This is a genomic window from Arachidicoccus rhizosphaerae (genome assembly GCF_900107765.1).
Taxonomy (GTDB): Bacteria; Bacteroidota; Bacteroidia; order Chitinophagales; family Chitinophagaceae; genus Arachidicoccus; species Arachidicoccus rhizosphaerae.
Genome location: NZ_FNQY01000010.1, coordinates 55,699 through 72,535 on the forward strand (window position 1 = coordinate 55,699; position 16,837 = coordinate 72,535).

At 43.7% G+C, this 16,837-nt stretch carries 13 protein-coding genes; 11 read left to right on the top strand and 2 right to left on the bottom strand.

Going from position 1 to position 16,837, the window contains the following annotated elements:
* The first annotated feature begins 71 nt into the window (after window positions 1-71).
* The 3 genes from yajC to BLU80_RS10010 all read left to right on the top strand — a co-directional run bounded on the left by yajC (window position 72) and on the right by BLU80_RS10010 (window position 2,126).
* A complete protein-coding gene (gene yajC, locus BLU80_RS10000; protein WP_091397488.1) occupies window positions 72-392 on the top strand; it encodes a preprotein translocase subunit YajC in 321 nt (106 codons plus the stop codon).
* 180 nt (window positions 393-572) lie between these two features.
* Window positions 573-1,268: a dephospho-CoA kinase gene (coaE, locus tag BLU80_RS10005; protein WP_091397491.1), complete on the top strand. Its 696-nt coding sequence runs from the start codon at window positions 573-575 to the stop codon at window positions 1,266-1,268.
* Window positions 1,269-1,493: 225 nt separating this feature from the next.
* Complete coding sequence (locus BLU80_RS10010) at window positions 1,494-2,126, top strand: hypothetical protein (protein ID WP_139188125.1); 633 nt, start codon at window positions 1,494-1,496, stop codon at window positions 2,124-2,126.
* A 603-nt stretch (window positions 2,127-2,729) separates the two neighbouring features.
* Here BLU80_RS10010 and BLU80_RS19545 read toward each other — a convergent pair.
* A complete protein-coding gene (locus BLU80_RS19545) occupies window positions 2,730-3,236 on the bottom strand; it encodes a hypothetical protein (RefSeq protein WP_170831199.1) in 507 nt (168 codons plus the stop codon).
* 299 nt (window positions 3,237-3,535) lie between these two features.
* Between BLU80_RS19545 and BLU80_RS10020 the strand changes: the two genes are divergently transcribed.
* The 8 genes from BLU80_RS10020 to BLU80_RS10055 all read left to right on the top strand — a co-directional run bounded on the left by BLU80_RS10020 (window position 3,536) and on the right by BLU80_RS10055 (window position 14,929).
* A complete protein-coding gene (locus tag BLU80_RS10020; protein ID WP_091397496.1) occupies window positions 3,536-5,347 on the top strand; it encodes a DNA polymerase/3'-5' exonuclease PolX in 1,812 nt (603 codons plus the stop codon).
* Between the two features lie 49 nt (window positions 5,348-5,396).
* Window positions 5,397-6,821 carry an NADP-dependent phosphogluconate dehydrogenase gene (gene gndA, locus BLU80_RS10025; RefSeq protein WP_244518861.1) on the top strand — a complete coding sequence of 475 codons (1,425 nt, stop codon included), beginning with the start codon at window positions 5,397-5,399 and terminating at the stop codon, window positions 6,819-6,821.
* A 75-nt stretch (window positions 6,822-6,896) separates the two neighbouring features.
* On the top strand, window positions 6,897-8,432 hold the full coding sequence (gene zwf, locus BLU80_RS10030; RefSeq protein WP_091397501.1) for a glucose-6-phosphate dehydrogenase: 1,536 nt from the start codon (window positions 6,897-6,899) through the stop codon (window positions 8,430-8,432).
* Window positions 8,433-8,630: 198 nt separating this feature from the next.
* Window positions 8,631-10,196, top strand: a complete 1,566-nt coding sequence (locus tag BLU80_RS10035; RefSeq protein WP_170831200.1) for a serine hydrolase domain-containing protein — start codon at window positions 8,631-8,633, stop codon at window positions 10,194-10,196.
* Window positions 10,197-10,230: 34 nt separating this feature from the next.
* A complete protein-coding gene (pgl, locus tag BLU80_RS10040) occupies window positions 10,231-10,965 on the top strand; it encodes a 6-phosphogluconolactonase (protein WP_244518863.1) in 735 nt (244 codons plus the stop codon).
* A gap of 270 nt (window positions 10,966-11,235) precedes the next feature.
* Window positions 11,236-11,907, top strand: a complete 672-nt coding sequence (locus BLU80_RS10045; RefSeq protein ID WP_091397506.1) for a succinate dehydrogenase cytochrome b subunit — start codon at window positions 11,236-11,238, stop codon at window positions 11,905-11,907.
* Between the two features lie 80 nt (window positions 11,908-11,987).
* Window positions 11,988-13,964 carry a fumarate reductase/succinate dehydrogenase flavoprotein subunit gene (locus BLU80_RS10050; RefSeq protein WP_091397510.1) on the top strand — a complete coding sequence of 659 codons (1,977 nt, stop codon included), beginning with the start codon at window positions 11,988-11,990 and terminating at the stop codon, window positions 13,962-13,964.
* Window positions 13,965-14,161: 197 nt separating this feature from the next.
* On the top strand, window positions 14,162-14,929 hold the full coding sequence (locus tag BLU80_RS10055; RefSeq protein WP_091397514.1) for a succinate dehydrogenase/fumarate reductase iron-sulfur subunit: 768 nt from the start codon (window positions 14,162-14,164) through the stop codon (window positions 14,927-14,929).
* A 133-nt stretch (window positions 14,930-15,062) separates the two neighbouring features.
* On the opposite strand, the gene BLU80_RS10060 is transcribed toward BLU80_RS10055, so the two are convergent.
* The gene (locus tag BLU80_RS10060) at window positions 15,063-16,415 is read right to left on the bottom strand and encodes a T9SS type A sorting domain-containing protein (protein ID WP_091397517.1); all 1,353 of its coding nucleotides are present in this window, start codon (window positions 16,413-16,415) and stop codon (window positions 15,063-15,065) included.
* Between the last annotated feature and the right edge of the window lie 422 nt (window positions 16,416-16,837).

The window sequence follows — 16,837 nt, forward strand, 5'->3', positions numbered from 1 at the left end:
TTTAAACAATATAAACACTAATTTTACACATAAAAACAAGCAATTTAATGAGTACTCTAAATTCAGTATTAATGATGGCTGGTCAAGGCGGACAACCAGGTGGAGGATCCGCACAGCTGATCATCATGGTTGGTATCATTGTGGTCTTTTATTTTTTTATGATCAGGCCACAGACAAAGAAAGCAAAAGATCAGAAAAACTTTATCAATGACCTGAAAAAAGGTGATAAAGTGGTAACCATAGCCGGTATCCACGGTACCATCAATAAAGTGAACGAAGATGGCACCACCATCATGCTGGAAACCAGCCCAGGCAGCTATGTAAAACTGGAAAAATCCGCTATCTCCCTGGATTGGACCAAAGGTTTGCAAAGCGGAACTGCGGCCAAATAATCCACTACAAATCAATTTGTTTTAGATTAATTTTACAATAGCATTTCGTTATTTTCTAATTAATTTCAAGGCGACCACCAGATTAATCCCTTAATTTTGGTAGTCGCCTTTTTTTGACCAAAAATATAAAGCCCGGGCAATTCATCTTCAAATCCAACAGACACTCAAAAAATCATCCTTATGCTAAAAATAGGCATCACTGGTGGGATCGGCAGCGGCAAATCTGTGGTTACCCGACTTTTTGGTCAGCTCGGGGTTCCTGTTTTTGATAGCGACGCGGAGGCTAAAAGACTCATCAATACTGATCCGGCAATCATCCGGGCCATTACGGAGGCCTTCGGCAGCTCCGCCTATTTAGCGAATGGACAGGGCCTGGACAGAAAAGCCGTCGCAAGCCTGGTCTTCCAGGATAGTGAGAAGCTGGCACAGCTCAACCGCATTACGCATCCTCCGGTAATCCAGGCAGCTCAAGACTGGATAAAACAAAAGACCGAAGCTTATCATGAGGCCATAAATAAATGGCAAAATCAAAGAGACTGGGCCCTTAAAAACGCAAAAGCGGTTCCCCCAACTCCTGTCGGTTACCTTATAAAAGAAGCAGCCCTGCTATTTGAATCCGGCAGCAATAAACCGCTTGATTTTATCCTGGGTGTTTATGCAGAAAAGCCTGTTCGTATAGAGCGGATTATGCTCCGCGACTCCCTGACAGAACAGGCGGCCATTAACCGTATTAGCAAGCAAATGGATGAAGAACAAAAGATGGATAAATGTGATGGCATTATCTTCAATAATGGAAATCAGCTGCTATGGCCTCAGGTGATGAACTGGCACCGGCAGTTCCAGCAAAGGGTACTGGAAAATACCAGTCAGGTTTAATGCAAAAACGCACCTATCAGGTAAAAAAAAGTTAAACCTAGCGTAGCGTCATTACTTTTCAATACGTTATTTGTCAAACAACCAAATAGTAGTATATTCACTTAAAAATAATAAGTCATGGATGGGCCTCTGGTTTTTCCTCTTATACAATAATTCCAGAAGTCAATTCAACTATAATAAGATAAATCATAAAACAATAATAGTCAATCCATAAAAAGAAAAACGATGAAAAAACTATTGCTTTGGTGTGTGCCCGTAATGATGCTGTTAATAGCAGGGTGCAGTTCCTCAAGATTGACCACCAGCTGGGTCTCCAAAGACTTACAGGCAAACGGCCAGCATTTCAATAAAGTCCTGGTGCTGGGAATGTTAAGTGCCAAAAACCGGGCTGTAAAGGTAAACATGGAAAATGAACTGGCAGCAGGCCTGAATAGTATGGGCATTGCCGCCGTCACCGCAACCGACATTTACGGTCCTATGGCTTTCCGTAATAAAAGTGAACAACAGGTACTCAGAATGCTGAAAAGAGATGGCATTGACGCAGTGATTACCATTGCCATGATTGACAAGAACGCATCGCGTCGTTTCGTGCCCGGATATTATGGAGTAGGTCCCTATTATTTTTGGAGTTATTATTCTTTCTATGCGCCCTATATGTGGGGAGCCCCCTATGGAGGTTATTATGAAAGAACCACTTCCTATTCCTTCGAAACCAACCTTTATGATTTACAAGCCAGAAATAAGATGTTGTATTCTGCTCAGTCTGAAACCATTGATCCAACTTCAGCAGAAAAAATGTCTTATGACTTTGCAAAAACCATCCTAAAGGATATGCAGGCAAAACAGATTTTAAGGTAAGTTAGTAAAGTAAAAAGAGCCGGCAGACTTTATTCCATTCTTTCAAAAAGGAAAAGATCGCAATCACCCAAAAGCGACTTTTCCTTTTTTGTTTTTATGCCTTGCCCGTCTTTTTTCTGGAAAAAAGACGGGCGATAACCCACAGAAAAAATGTCTGTCTATGACTTCCGCTCCAGCCTTTTAAAAACGAAAATAAAAAGATGATTACCGTTCAGCCGTCTACCGGACCTGTTGAACAGTATCTAATAAAACGGGCGCTTTCCTCTAGTTGAATAACACAGAAAACAACCTTGGAAATAAAGAAAAATTACAAGAAAAATCAGCTATAAAAAAGAACAATTTTCCATTAAAAAAAGAAGGAAAAATGCTGAAAAATGAAGAAAAAAAGGAAAAATAAGGTTAAAAAACAAGTTTTTTTTCTAAGAAAAAGAAGTTGTTTTTTTTGAGAAATTCAGTTTTTTTTATTAAAACGAATTCGCTGTATCCCTTTATTTATAGGTATTAGCGAACTTTGATATATATGACTGACTGAAAAACCATATAAAATAGATTCAGAGTTTTCAACATACTGTGCAAAGAATATTTTTTGGTTATTACAAAAGGTTATAAATTTACTATCAATTTACTAACCATTAAAATAAATTTTATCATGGCAACAGCTAAAAAAGCAGCTCCTAAAAAAGCAGCAGCAAAAAAAGCGGCTCCCAAAAAAGCAGCCGTTAAAAAAGTAGCTAAAAAAGCAGCTCCCAAAAAAGCAGCAGCAAAAAAAGCGGCTCCCAAAAAAGCAGCCGTTAAGAAAGTAGCTAAAAAAGCAGCTCCTAAAAAAGCAGCAGCAAAGAAGGCAGCTCCGAAGAAAGCAGCAGCAAAAAAAGCAGCTCCGAAGAAAGCAGCTAAAAAGGCAGCTCCTAAAAAAGCAGCAGCAAAAAAAGCAGCTCCTAAGAAAGCGGCTAAAAAGGCAGCTCCCAAAAAAGCAGCAGCAAAAAAAGCAGCTCCTAAGAAAGCAGCTAAAAAGGCAGCTCCCAAAAAAGCAGCTAAAAAAGCTGGAGCAAAAAGCACTAAGAAGGCTGCCGTGCCTCCGCCTGCAGCTTCTGAAGCCTCTTCTTCTGACACCAACAGTTAATTTTGAAAAAGAAAGACTGTTTAAGCTTCAAAAGAAGAAAAAAACAAATAAAAAGCTATTAAAGCTGATTATAAAGAGTCCCGATTCTTCGGGACTTTTTTTATCTCCCTACCCTGTTTGGAGCTTCAAAGAATCTTGCGGGTAACTTTTGAAAACTAAGGGCAAATCTATTGCCAACCTAAGGAGAACTGCCTTAATTTTACAGCATGTCCCATTTAAGCAATAGTGACAAATCTTTCTACTATCCTAAATGGCCATCATACAATCAATAAAGGTTTAAGATAAACACATGACAAATAAAGAAATCTCCCATCAATTTAAATTACTGGCCAGTTTGATGGAATTACACCAGGAGTCTCCCTTTAAGATCCGGACCTATCAGAATGCAGTCAGAACGATTGAAAAATTTGCCCGACCCTTTAAGGATATGACACCGCAAGAAATGCTGGAGATCCCGGGAATCGGATCTGCTGTCGGGCAAAAGACCAGTGAACTACTCACTACCGGCCATATAAAAGTATTGGATCAGTTCATAGAAAAAACGCCCTCAGGGATTATAGAAATGCTGGGTGTCAAAGGACTTGGTCCCAAAAAAATTGAGATTATCTGGCGTGAACTTGGCATAGAGAACCTGGGAGAACTACTTTATGCCTGCGAGGAAAACCGTTTAATGCTACTCAAAGGCTTTGGTCAGAAAACGCAAGACAATATTAAAGCAGCTATCTTATTTTTTCAGGATCAAAAAGGACAGTTTCTGTATGCCCAGGTGGAATCATTGGCCCATGAGCTGGATCAAATGCTGAAAACCGCCAGCACGGAAAATGGACAACCTGCGAACCGGATACAGATGGCCGGGCAGTTTATCAGACAATTACCGGTTATAGAAAAACTTGAATGGGTAACGACCCTAAACGAAACAGAGCTAAGAGCAGTATTTACAAATCCGGATGTAAAAAAATTGTATCCGGCTGCTGCGTTTATCAGGACAGAGGATCCGGGTAATCCTTCGCTTGCTTGGCTTGAAATCCATAGCGATAAATTACCGGATTTATCTTTTACTTTAATGAGTACGGAGCAATCCAAAGGAGTTACCTGCGGGGAGGATTCACCTATTGAACACCGGATGAATCAACAAGCCTTTTTACAAAATGGTTCTCCGGCTTTTATAGAAGCTGTTCTCCGCAAATACGCAAAGCCTTCCTTCTCTGACTGGTATACCCAAAACGGCACTTTTACCCCGGCGGATCTATTTAAAAAACTCGGCATTCATTTTATCCCTGTTCCCCAAAGAGAATTTCCGCAGATCTTAGAAAAAGCAAGTAAAGAGATATTACCCCCACCCATACAGACCAGCGACATCAAAGGAATCATTCACTGTCACAGCCGTTACAGTGATGGCGGTCAGACCCTTAAGGAAATGGCCCTGGCAGCCAAAGAAAAAGGATTTGAATACCTGATGATATCGGACCACTCAAAATCAGCTGGTTACGCCGGCGGTCTGCAGCCGGACCGGATTGTGGAACAACACGCGGAAATAGATCAGCTGAATGAGCAACTGGCGCCTTTTAAAATATTCAAGAGTATTGAAAGTGATATTTTACGGCACGGCGACCTGGATTACCCCCCGGAAATTTTACAAAGCTTTGATCTGGTCATAGCTTCCGTCCATTCCGTTTTAAAAATGGACCAAAATGACGCCACCGCCAGGCTGATAAAAGCCATCGAGCATCCATTTACCCATATTTTAGGACATATGACCGGAAGACTCCTGCTAAGTAGGCAGGGTTACCCGCTGGATATGGAAAAGATACTGGACGCGTGTAAGCAAAATAATGTGGTCATTGAACTCAATGCCAACCCAAGACGCCTGGATATAGACTGGCGTCATATCGGCCAGGCACTGGACCGCGGTATACGCATATCCATTGACCCGGATGCCCATAGTATTGCAGGGTTGGATGATATCCGGTACGGGGTGCTGGTTGCGCAAAAAGCGGGGGTAACTCCTGCCCAAAATCTAAGTAGTTTTTCATTGCAGCAGATGGAACAGTACATTTCAAAAAATAAAATAAAAATTAATATATCATTTGCAGGTGGCTAAGCCCTAAATTGACTAACTTTGGTACTCTCATAAATTAAAGAAAAGGATTATGGAAAAAAAGTTTGATTTTGGTATGATTGGTCTTGGCGTAATGGGCCAGAACCTTTTATATAATATGGCAGATCACGGCTTCAGTGTATTGGGTCTGGATCTGGATGAAAAGAAGGCCAAGGCCCTGGAGGCAGGAGCGCCTGCCGGAACATATGTAAAAGGCACCACCGATACCAAAACATTTGTAGAGGGGCTCTCTACACCCAGAAGGATCACCTTACTGGTTCCTGCCGGCAAGCCGGTGGACGCCGTTGTCGCAAGCCTGCTCCCTTACTTGGAAAAAGGGGACATTATTATTGACGGCGGCAACTCCCATTACACGGACACTTTAAGAAGAGTTAAAGAACTGGCACCCAAAGGTTTTCACTTTATGGGAATGGGTGTTTCGGGGGGTGAGAAAGGTGCCCGTTTCGGCCCCAGCATTATGCCCGGTGGCGATAAAGAAGCTTATAATCACGTCCAGCCGCTTTTAGAAGCTATTTCTGCCAAAGTGGGCAAGGATCAGGAACCTTGTACCGCTTACATGGGTAAGGATGCAGCCGGCCATTTTGTAAAAATGGTGCACAACGGTATCGAATATGCCATTATGGAAGTCATCAGCGAAGCGTATGATTTACTGAAAAACGGCCTTGATTATTCCAACGACCAGCTGCACGGGCTGTTCGCCAAATGGAATGAGGGACGTCTCTCCTCCTTCTTAATAGAAATCACCCGCGATATATTTGCCACCAAAGATCCTGAAACAGGTAATTACCTGGTTGATATGATCTTGGATAAAGCTGGCGCCAAAGGAACCGGAAAATGGACGTCTCAGGACGCTATGGATACCGGCGTGGCCATCCCAAGCATTGATATGGCAGTCTCCATGCGTACGCTATCGGCTTATAAAGAGGACCGTTTGAAAGCGGCCGCGTTATATCAGCCGGTTGTCCATAAAATCCAGGAAGATGCCGCCAAATTTGAAGCTCAGGTAGAAGCTGCCTTATATATCTCTACTATTATCTGTTATGCGCAGGGTCTTTCCTTATTAGTCAAAGCCTCCGAAGAACTGCAGATGGAAATCCCATTAAAGGATGTTGTAAAAATATGGAGAGGCGGTTGTATTATCCGCTCTACCCTGCTGGAAACCTTCTACCAGGCCTACCTGAAAGATCCGAATCTATCTAACGTACTGCTGGACCCGACCATCGCAGGGGAAGTGAAAGCCGGGCAACAGGATTTAAGAGACGTCGTGTCTCAGGCAGCCAAAAGCGGCATCGCGATTGGTGCTATTCAGAGCTCTCTGGCTTATCTGGAGTCTTTTGTTTCCGCAAAAATGCCTACCAATCTGATCCAGGCACAAAGAGACAATTTTGGCTCCCATACCTATCAGCGCACGGATAAAGAAGGCATCTTCCACACTGAATGGGAACAGCATCCATAATTTAACCAGTAAAAAATACAAAGGCAGTCAGGGAGATTAACCCCGCTCAACTGCCCTTATCTTAATCATAAAAGCATGGCTAAAAAGAATAATAATCATAAAAAGCCCTCTTCCACCGTCGTATTTATTTTTGGCGGTAGTGGTGATCTGAACCAGCGCAAATTAACCCCGGCATTATACAATCTGTTTATAGATGATTTTATGCCTGAAAACTTTGCCATCATTGGCACCGGGCGTACCGATTATTCCAATGAAAAATTCAGGGGACATCTGCTGGAAGGCATCAAAGAATTCTCCAGAAGAAAAAATGACAAAAATGCTACCTGGGAGAATTTCCAGCAGCATATCTCTTATTTGCGTATGGACGCAGATAAACCGGAAGATTACAATGGCATCACCAAGATCATTGATGACTGCGAAAAAACCTGGGGCGAACACCCCAGCGTGCTGTTTTATCTGGCCGTAGCTCCTCAGCTGGTACCTGAGATTGCCACCAACCTCAGTAAACTTAAAATTAATAAAGAAGACAAAAAAAATACCCGCATCGTCGTTGAAAAACCATTTGGACATGACCTGCAGAGCGCCAAAGAACTCAATAGTTTACTGACGGGATTATTTGAAGAAAACCAGATTTATCGTATTGACCATTACTTAGGAAAAGAGACGGTTCAAAATATCCTGGCGCTGCGTTTTGCCAATGCCTTGTTTGAACCGATCTGGAACTGTAATTATATCGACCATGTCCAGATTACCGCTGCAGAAACCGTGGGTGTTGAAGACAGAGGTGGTTACTATGAACAGGCTGGTGCCCTGAGAGATATGGTACAAAACCATATATTGCAGGTTCTTTGTATGGTGGCCATGGAAGCCCCGGTTTCCTTCGAAGCCAATGAAATCCGCAATAAAAAATCAGATGTGCTCAATGCCATCCGTAAAATCAATAAACACGAAGTACAGAAATATGCCGTTCGTGGCCAGTATGGCAGCGGATGGATGCAGGGCAAAAAGGAAAAAGCCTATAGAGAGGAAAAAGGTGTCAACCCGGAAAGCGCCACCGATACTTTTGCTGCCGTTAAATTCTATATTGATAACTGGCGCTGGCAGGGCGTGCCTTTTTATGTCAGAACCGGTAAACACCTGATGGAAAAGACAACACTGATCACCATTCAGTTCAAGGAAGCACCTAAATACGCCTTTCCCTCAGAAGCTTCTGAAACCTGGAGGGCTAACAGGCTAACGATTTCTATTCAACCGGAAATGGATATCCGGCTGAGATTCCAGGCCAAAAGGCCTGGCCAGACCATGTCGCTCAATCCTGTGGATATGGTATTCAGCTATAATGATAACTACGACGAACCTCAACCGGAGGCCTATGAAACACTGCTGTTGGATGCTATGATGGGCAACGCCACACAGTTCATGCGCGGTGACCAGGTCGAGATTGCCTGGGAAGTGGTAGCTCCTATCCTGGAAACCTGGGAAAGCCGGCCACCGGTAGATTTCCCGAACTATGCACCAGGTTCATGGGGTCCGGAAGATGCAGAAGCCCTGATTGCCAGAGATGGCAGAACCTGGGTCACCCTGCCTCCGAAAAAAGACAGAAAAGAATAAGTAAATCAATTACTTTAAAAAGCCTGAGGACAAAAAATCCTCAGGCTTTTATATAGTTTTTGAGGGCATTCCATAACCCAGTGGTTTTTTACCAGACCGGCAATTCTTCAGGCTTTAGATTAAAGCGGACACATTGCAGATATGAAGAGGCGATTATACATTTTTCCATTCCTTACCTCCAGAATGATTAAAAGGGCTTTGATAAACAAATGCGCCAGATTGCCAAGGGCTTTACTGTCTCTGATCGTTATCACGGTACAGCTTCTAAATACGCTGCCGGGCGCCTCCTGCTTATTTGCCCAGGATTTATCCAGCTTACGGGTAAATAACAAAAACGCTTTAACCAGTGAAGCCATAAAACAACTGGACGGGGTATTGGATTTTATTTTCACCAATCACTTAGCTGTCGGAAGTGTAGCCATACAGCAAAACGGCCAAATACTTTATGAAAGAACCTTAACGCCGGATGTTTCCGGTAATGGGAAAATACCGGAAAAAGAACCGGATAAAGAAAACCCTTCATTTGTTTATACGACAGGATCCGTCAGTAAGATGTTTACGGCTGTTATGATTATGCAGCTGATAGAGGAAGGAAAGCTAAGCCTTGATACAAAACTGAGTAAATATTTTTCAGGCCTTCCAAGTGCAGACAGTATTAGTATTGAAATGCTGCTGCGTCATAGAAGCGGTCTGCCGGATTATACAATAGACAAAATAGAAAGCCTGAATCAGGATTCTCTGTTCGCCACCGTTCACTACGATTATGGCAGACTCCATACTAATTTGGGGTGGCTCCTAGACCCCATCAAAAATCCGGAGGATTCCATTTTGCATATGCTCAGCCACTCCCAGGTGCATTTCAGGCCCAATGCCTCATCAGAATACAATAATAGCGGCTATTGGCTACTGGCAGCCATCATTGAAAAATGTACGGGCAGTTCTTTTGACAGTAATTTAAAACGTCGGATAACAGACAGGCTAGGCCTAATTCATACGCTCACCGCCGGGCGACTGGAAAAAATGAAGCATAACACGCCATTGAAAATCCGGGAAAGCTATTATTACTGCGGAGGTTGGCAAAAAAGCGCTGATATCTATTTACCGAGCGTACAAGGTGCGGGGGATATCCTTTCCACCCCTGAAGACTTATTAGCATTCATGCAGGGCTTATATCACGGCAAACTCGTCAGTGCAAAAACCCTGGCTTTAATGGATGATTTTCATTATCCGGACAGTAGCCATTTAGGACAGTTTGGTTTAGGCCTGGAAAGTGCATTATGGCCGGATAACGACTTAGCCGCGGGCCATAGCGGAGACACGTATTTTAACCACGGAGGCGTTTTTTATTTTCCAAAGACCGGATACGCCATCTGTTGCCTATTGAACGGCTTATCCCCTCAATTTGAGCGTAATGATATGCTGGATATCCTCTATCATGCGACCCAAAATAAAACGTTGGAACTTCCTTTTGTTGATAAGTGGCACCCCGCCATCCGGGAAGTAACACCACTTTTGGGCACATATTATTGCGACCGGCTGAAAATGACCATAAGTCTGCTCAATGATGGCAACACAGTGATCGTTTATCCTAAAGGTCAGGACGCACTTTGTACTTATTGGACGGCCCCTGACCAGATCAATCAACCTAAATACGACCTAAATATCCATTTTATGAGGGATAAATCAGCTTTTCAGCTGACGCAACATGGAAAAACCTATAATTTTGTAAAACAAGTGGCCACTAAAAAAAATCAGGAAGCATAAAAAACAATATACTAAACGAGCAATCAATTTTATCATGATGCATATACACAAATCAGAGGACATTGATCAGTTAAGCCGGGACTTCGCAAACTGGTTGCTGAGCTATGCCAATCAGAAAATCCAACAGACCGGAGAATTTTCCGTTGCCCTTTCCGGTGGCAGTACGCCCAAAAAACTTCACGTTTTGCTGACCAGTGCAGCCTATAAAGACAAGACGGATTGGTCTAAATGGCATTTTTTTATGGGTGATGAGCGTTTTGTCCCATTTAATGACGATAGAAGCAATGCCAAAATGTGCTATGAAACCTTACTGAATCACATTCCCGTTTCGGAAGATCAGATTCATTTTTACCAGACCGAAGGTATTGAACCTGCCGACAGTGCGGCAGCCTATGAAAAAATGCTTCGCGGCTTTTATGAAGGTAAAGCGGCGGGCATTGACCTGGTCATTCTGGGCATGGGCGATGACGGGCATACCTTATCTTTATTTCCACACCAGCCCATTATCCATGAAACAAAAAAATGGGTAGATAGTTTCTGGCTGGAAGCGCAGGATATGTACCGTATAACGCTGACACATCCGGTGGCCAATCACGCCGGAGCGGTTGCCTTCTTAGTAGCAGGTCCAGGAAAACAACAGGCGTTAAAAGAAGTATTAGAGGGCAAATACCAGCCTGATTTATATCCCAGCCAGATCATCAGACCCTCCTCAGGAGAATTACACTGGTTTATTGATAAGGCGGCTGCCGGATTATTATCCGCCAGTTAGCCGCTGAACTAACAACAGTTTACACTATTTAGCCCATTGCAAAGACTTAATTGTTAATATGCAATCCAGACAGGCTAACCGGGACAGATTTGATGGAAAATTGTGATATAAGCTCATTACGAATGAACTAATTATTAGGATAATTCTAATCTGAATCAATTATTTTGTGAATTGTCAGACAATTGTAAAAAATATTTTTTTTCTATGATGCAAAACTGCTGTTAGTTTAGTAGTTTTGCACCAGAAATTATTTAAGACTAAACAAGTGATATGAGCTTTAAAAAGTTATTAACTTCCGCAGTTGGCAGAAAAATTACCATGGGTGCCACAGGTCTTTTCCTCGTTCTATTTTTAATTGTACATGTCGGACTGAACCTCTGCGTTTTTGCCAATGACGGCGGAGAAATGTTCAACCAGGCAGCGCATTTTATGGGTGGAAACTGGGTGCCCAGAATATTGGAAATCGGCCTTTTCTTCTTTTTAATCGTTCATATTATTCAAGGGCTGATCCTGGAAATGAACAATCGTTCCAAAAGAGGGGTCAGTTATGCTAAAAGTTACGGCAACCGTGGATCTAAATGGTACAGCCGTTCCATGGCTTTATTAGGCACGCTCATTTTAATCTTCCTGGTACTGCATATATCTAATTTTTGGTTGCCCAACCGTGTTCATCAGGGATTTTTACTGGGAGAAGAAATTAATCTCTATGAGCGCATGAAAGTGACTTTTAGTGTCGGTTGGATTGTAATCGTATATCTACTGGGACTGATTGCCCTGGCCTATCATCTGATGCACGGCTTCCAGAGCGCATTTCGTTCCCTGGGTGTACACAATAATAAATACAACAAATTACTCACCTGCATCGGACACGGCTTTGCAATCATTGTCCCTGTATTATTCGCTCTGATGCCCCTGAGTTTTTATTTTGGCTGGCTGAGTTAAGCTAGTGGTAAAGAACCCCTGAAAAGCCGGGTTCTTTTGTATGTAAAACCAATCAAATAATAATTACAACTATTTATAGCATGGCATTTGACTCAAAAGTACCCAAAGGACCATTAGAGAATAAGTGGACAGAATACAAGGACCACTGTAAACTGGTCAACCCCGCCAATAAACGTAAGCTGGAAATCATCGTGATTGGTACAGGCCTGGCCGGCGCCAGTGCTGCAGCTTCCTTAGGTGAGATGGGCTATAAAGTAAAAACATTTTGTTTCCAGGATTCCCCCAGAAGAGCACACTCTATTGCGGCTCAGGGAGGGATTAACGCGGCCAAAAACTATCAAAATGATGGTGACTCTGTATTCAGATTGTTTTATGACACCTTAAAGGGTGGCGACTATCGCTCCAGAGACTCCAACGTTTACAGACTGGCAGAAGTCAGTGCTAATATTATTGATCAATGTGTGGCCCAAGGGGTTCCCTTTGCCAGAGAATACGGCGGATTGCTGTCCAACCGTTCTTTCGGTGGTGTACAGGTACAGCGTACCTTTTATGCTGCCGGTCAGACAGGCCAGCAGCTTTTGCTGGGTGCCTATAGCGCCCTGGAAAGACAGGTGGCACTGGGTAACGTAAAAGTCTACGATCGCCATGAAATGCTAGAAGTCGTTAATATCGACGGCAAGGCCAGAGGTATCATCGCCCGTAACCTGATTACCGGAGAACTGGAAAGACATTTCGGGTATGCCGTCCTTATCTGCAGCGGCGGTTATGGTAACGTATACTTCCTCTCTACCAACGCCATGGGTTCTAATGTTACCGCAGCCTGGAAGGCGCACAGACATGGTGCTTATTTTGCCAACCCCTGCATGACCCAAATTCACCCGACCTGTATCCCGGTTACCGGAGATCATCAGTCCAAATTAACACTGATGAGTGAATCCCTGCGTAATGACGGAAGAATCTGGGTACCTAAACAAAAAGACGATAAAAGAAAAGCTGGCCAGATTCCGGAAGAAGAACGCGACTATTATCTGGAAAGAAGATATCCTGCCTTTGGTAACCTGGTACCACGCGATGTGGCATCCAGAGCGGCCAAGGAAAGATGTGACGCCGGTTATGGCGTCGGAACGACCAAACAGGCCGTTTACCTTGATTTTGCCGAAGCCATCAACCGTTATGGCACCATTGAATGTGGCAAACACGGTATTGAAAACCCTTCCGCTGACGTGATCCGTCACCATGGCCTGGAAGTGGTCAAGGAAAAATACGGTAACCTCTTTGACATGTATGAAAAGATTACCGGAGAAAATCCTTACGAGATCCCGATGCGTATCTATCCTGCCATCCACTACACCATGGGCGGACTCTGGGTGGACTATGAACTCATGACCTCCGTAGAAGGTCTGTATTGCCTCGGTGAGGCTAATTTCAGCGACCATGGAGCCAACCGCCTGGGGGCCTCAGCCCTGATGCAGGGTCTGGCAGATGGTTATTTTGTGATTCCCTATACTTTAGGCAACTTCCTGGCGGGAGAAATTTACAATAAACCCATTGCAACCGACCACCCCGCTTTTGCTAAAGCAGAAGAGTCCGTCAGAGAAAGAATTGATCTGCTCATGGGTATCCAAGGTAAACACAGCGTAGACCATTTCCATAAACGTCTGGGTAAGATTATGTGGGAATACTGCGGTATGGCCAGAAACGAAGCCGGTCTTAAAAAAGCCATTCAGGAAATCAGAGAACTCAGAGCCGAATTCTGGAAAGATTTACGTGTACCGGGTTCTGACAAAGAATACAATCCGGAACTGGATAAAGCCGGCCGTGTGGCTGATTTTCTGGAACTGGGTGAACTGATGTGTCTGGACGCTTTGGACCGTGCAGAAAGTTGCGGTGGTCACTTTAGAGAAGAGTCTCAGACGCCGGAAGGAGAAGCTCTCAGACATGACGATAAGTTCATGTATGTATCTGCCTGGGAATACAAAGGAGTCGGCGAGTGGGAACTACACAAAGAACCATTGGTTTACGAAAAAATACAGCCAACGCAGCGGAACTATAAGTAATAGGAACTTTAAGCAAAGTCGGCCACCAAGGGATCTGGTTCGCATTTTTTAAGCAAATACCCTTAAAAAATACCCATCAGTCCACGATCTTAATATTATAACTTAATACGAGAACCTGAGCCGGTTCAATGCCTTACGAACCAATTCTAAGTCGCAAAGCAAAGGCCCGGTAAAAGGATAAATACAAAATAGGCATTATGGAACATTACAATATGCATTTGACGCTCAAGGTATGGCGCCAGCCTGGTACAAACGCTCAAGGTGGATTTAAGAGCTATGAAGTAGATAATATCTCTTCAGAAATGTCTTTCCTTGAAATGTTTGATGTCCTCAATGAAAGACTTATTGAGGAAGGAGAAGATCCTATCGCTTTTGACCACGACTGCAGAGAAGGTATCTGCGGAGCCTGCTCGATGGTGATTGACGGTAAACCTCATGGCCCTTGGGCAAAAAACACAACCTGTCAGTTGCATATGCGTGCTTTCCAGGACGGGGATACGATTATTGTGGAACCATGGAGAGCTAAAGCCTTCCCGGTTATCAAAGACCTGATGGTGGACAGATCGGCCTTTGACAGAGTCATCCAGGCAGGTGGTTACATTTCCGTAAATACAGGTAATGCAGCCGATGCCAATGCGATACCCATTGATAAGAAATCTGCTGATGACGCCTTTGCAGCTGCTGCCTGTATCGGCTGCGGCGCTTGCGTCGCTGCCTGCAAAAATAGTTCTGCCATGTTGTTCGCAGGCGCTAAAGTCTCCCAGCTGGCACTGCTGCCTCAAGGGGACCCGGAAAGAAGCACCCGCGTTATTGAAATGGTGGCGCAGATGGATAAGGAAGGATTTGGTTCCTGTACGGCAACAGGCGCCTGTGAAGCGACCTGTCCGAAGGGAATTTCCATCACCAATATTGCGCGCCTGAACAAGGAATATCTGCGTGCGGTACTTACCAGCGAAGAAGCGTAACCTGAGCTATTAAGCAAGCGTTTTGTTATATAAAAAGATGCCAGCCTTTGAGTTTGTATGACTTAAAGGCTGGCATCTTTTTTAATGTTCGTCGAGATAACCGGGGAAGGGATCGGCTGATATGGGTAATGCGCTACTTTTTGATAAAACGCCCTTTCTGAGCTCCGTACCGGTAATAATATAATCCGCTGGATATACCGGATAAAGAGATTCGGTTGACGCCTGCGTTTAACGCAATTTGGCGTAATAACCGTCCGTTTGCATCATACAGGAAAAGAACGGCCCCTGCGGTAACTTTAAAGTCAATAAAACTGCCGGCCGGATTTGGGTAAGCAACAACCTGGTCAGTAGCCGTAGCTGCAGCATTTAAAGCGTTTGGTACATTTTGATGAATCACTGTACTATATGTGATACTGCCATCCAGCGCCACCTGCTTTAGCCTGTAATAATTACTGATACCGTACCCTTTATCCGAATAATTATAATCAACCGGATCGCTGCTATTACCACTTAAAGCCTTGCTAACTATAAAATCCAAAGCCTCAAAATGGATCCCGTCCGTGCTGCGCTCTATATAAAAACCTTTATTGTTTAGCTCGGTAGCTGTCTGCCAGCTTACCTGGATACTGTTTGCTTTATAGGAGCAGGTAAATTGTGATAGTTTTACATATAAGGTGGTGGCACAGGGACTCATTACGCCTCTGGTAGCGCTTCCTATATCTCCGCCGCCCTGGTTCGGATCATAATCAATAACAATCGCTGCATCACTGGTTAATGGATTGTTCGAGATAAAACTACCCAGCACCTGTATAAACCCTGATCCGGACAGTGCGTCCGGATTACGCTCTGCTTCATTTAGCAGATTTTTTGTTACGATGCTGCCGGGACAATGAAGTTCATTAGGAGAGTTTTTAAATCCCAGCGTTCCTCCAACTTTCAAGGCACCCGTGATGACGTTATACGCATTAGCAAATTCTAAATCCCCTTCAGCTTTCAGTAAAGCATCCTGATTGATGATACAATGACCGGCATTGAATGCAGCGTTTCCGCCTATCAGCAGCTGACTGCCCGTCAGTAATTGAACAGACTCTCCACTATTATATGGTAAATTGGATGCATAATTTTTGGTCACGCTAAGGCTGGAATTCGTATTCAGGGTAACATTTTGAGAAGTGGTAAAATTTCCATTAACGCTAACCGCTCCCCCGCTCTCTACCGTCAGATTGCCCCCGATTTGCATATTATCCTGATCGCTTTTATTAATGGTTAATTGTCCGGCCACGATTAAATTACCGCCACCATAACCACCCGTGAAAGTAATTGAAACGATCTGTCCTTGAGGTACCGTAATGGTTATGTTGCTAAAACCTAAATAAACATAGTTGCCCGAGCTAAGGGTTTGGTCCTGATTTAAATATTCCTGTGCCCATGAGAGGGTCACCACGCTGACCAGCAGCAGTGCACTTAGTAAAAGTTTCTTTTTCATGTAAGGATTTTTTTTACAGCCGCCTAAGACCGTCTATTTTTTACAGCCCGGCCGCCGGATTTTTTATGTTTTTGTTGTTTTAAGAGAACCTGAGGTAATGATAGTTTTGGTTTGATGGACTATGTTCAGTCAGTTATGGTTGTCTGTTTGAAAGGATTTCCTGGTCTGTTTTACCTCCAGCTTCATATTGAGGGAAAACCTGGAACGATACTTAAAGAGAGGCGGTCAACGAATATGACCACCGTAACTCACCTTTAAGTTTTAAATCTCACTTTTTGCTTAAAGTACCCGTATCCACATCCAGATTCAGCTCCTAGTCCAGTTAATCAGGTTACACCTTCCGGTTAATTTTGGTTGCGGCCTTTCGCATAACCATGATTATCATATTCAGCTCAGTCCGGGCAATATTTGGTTGCGCATGT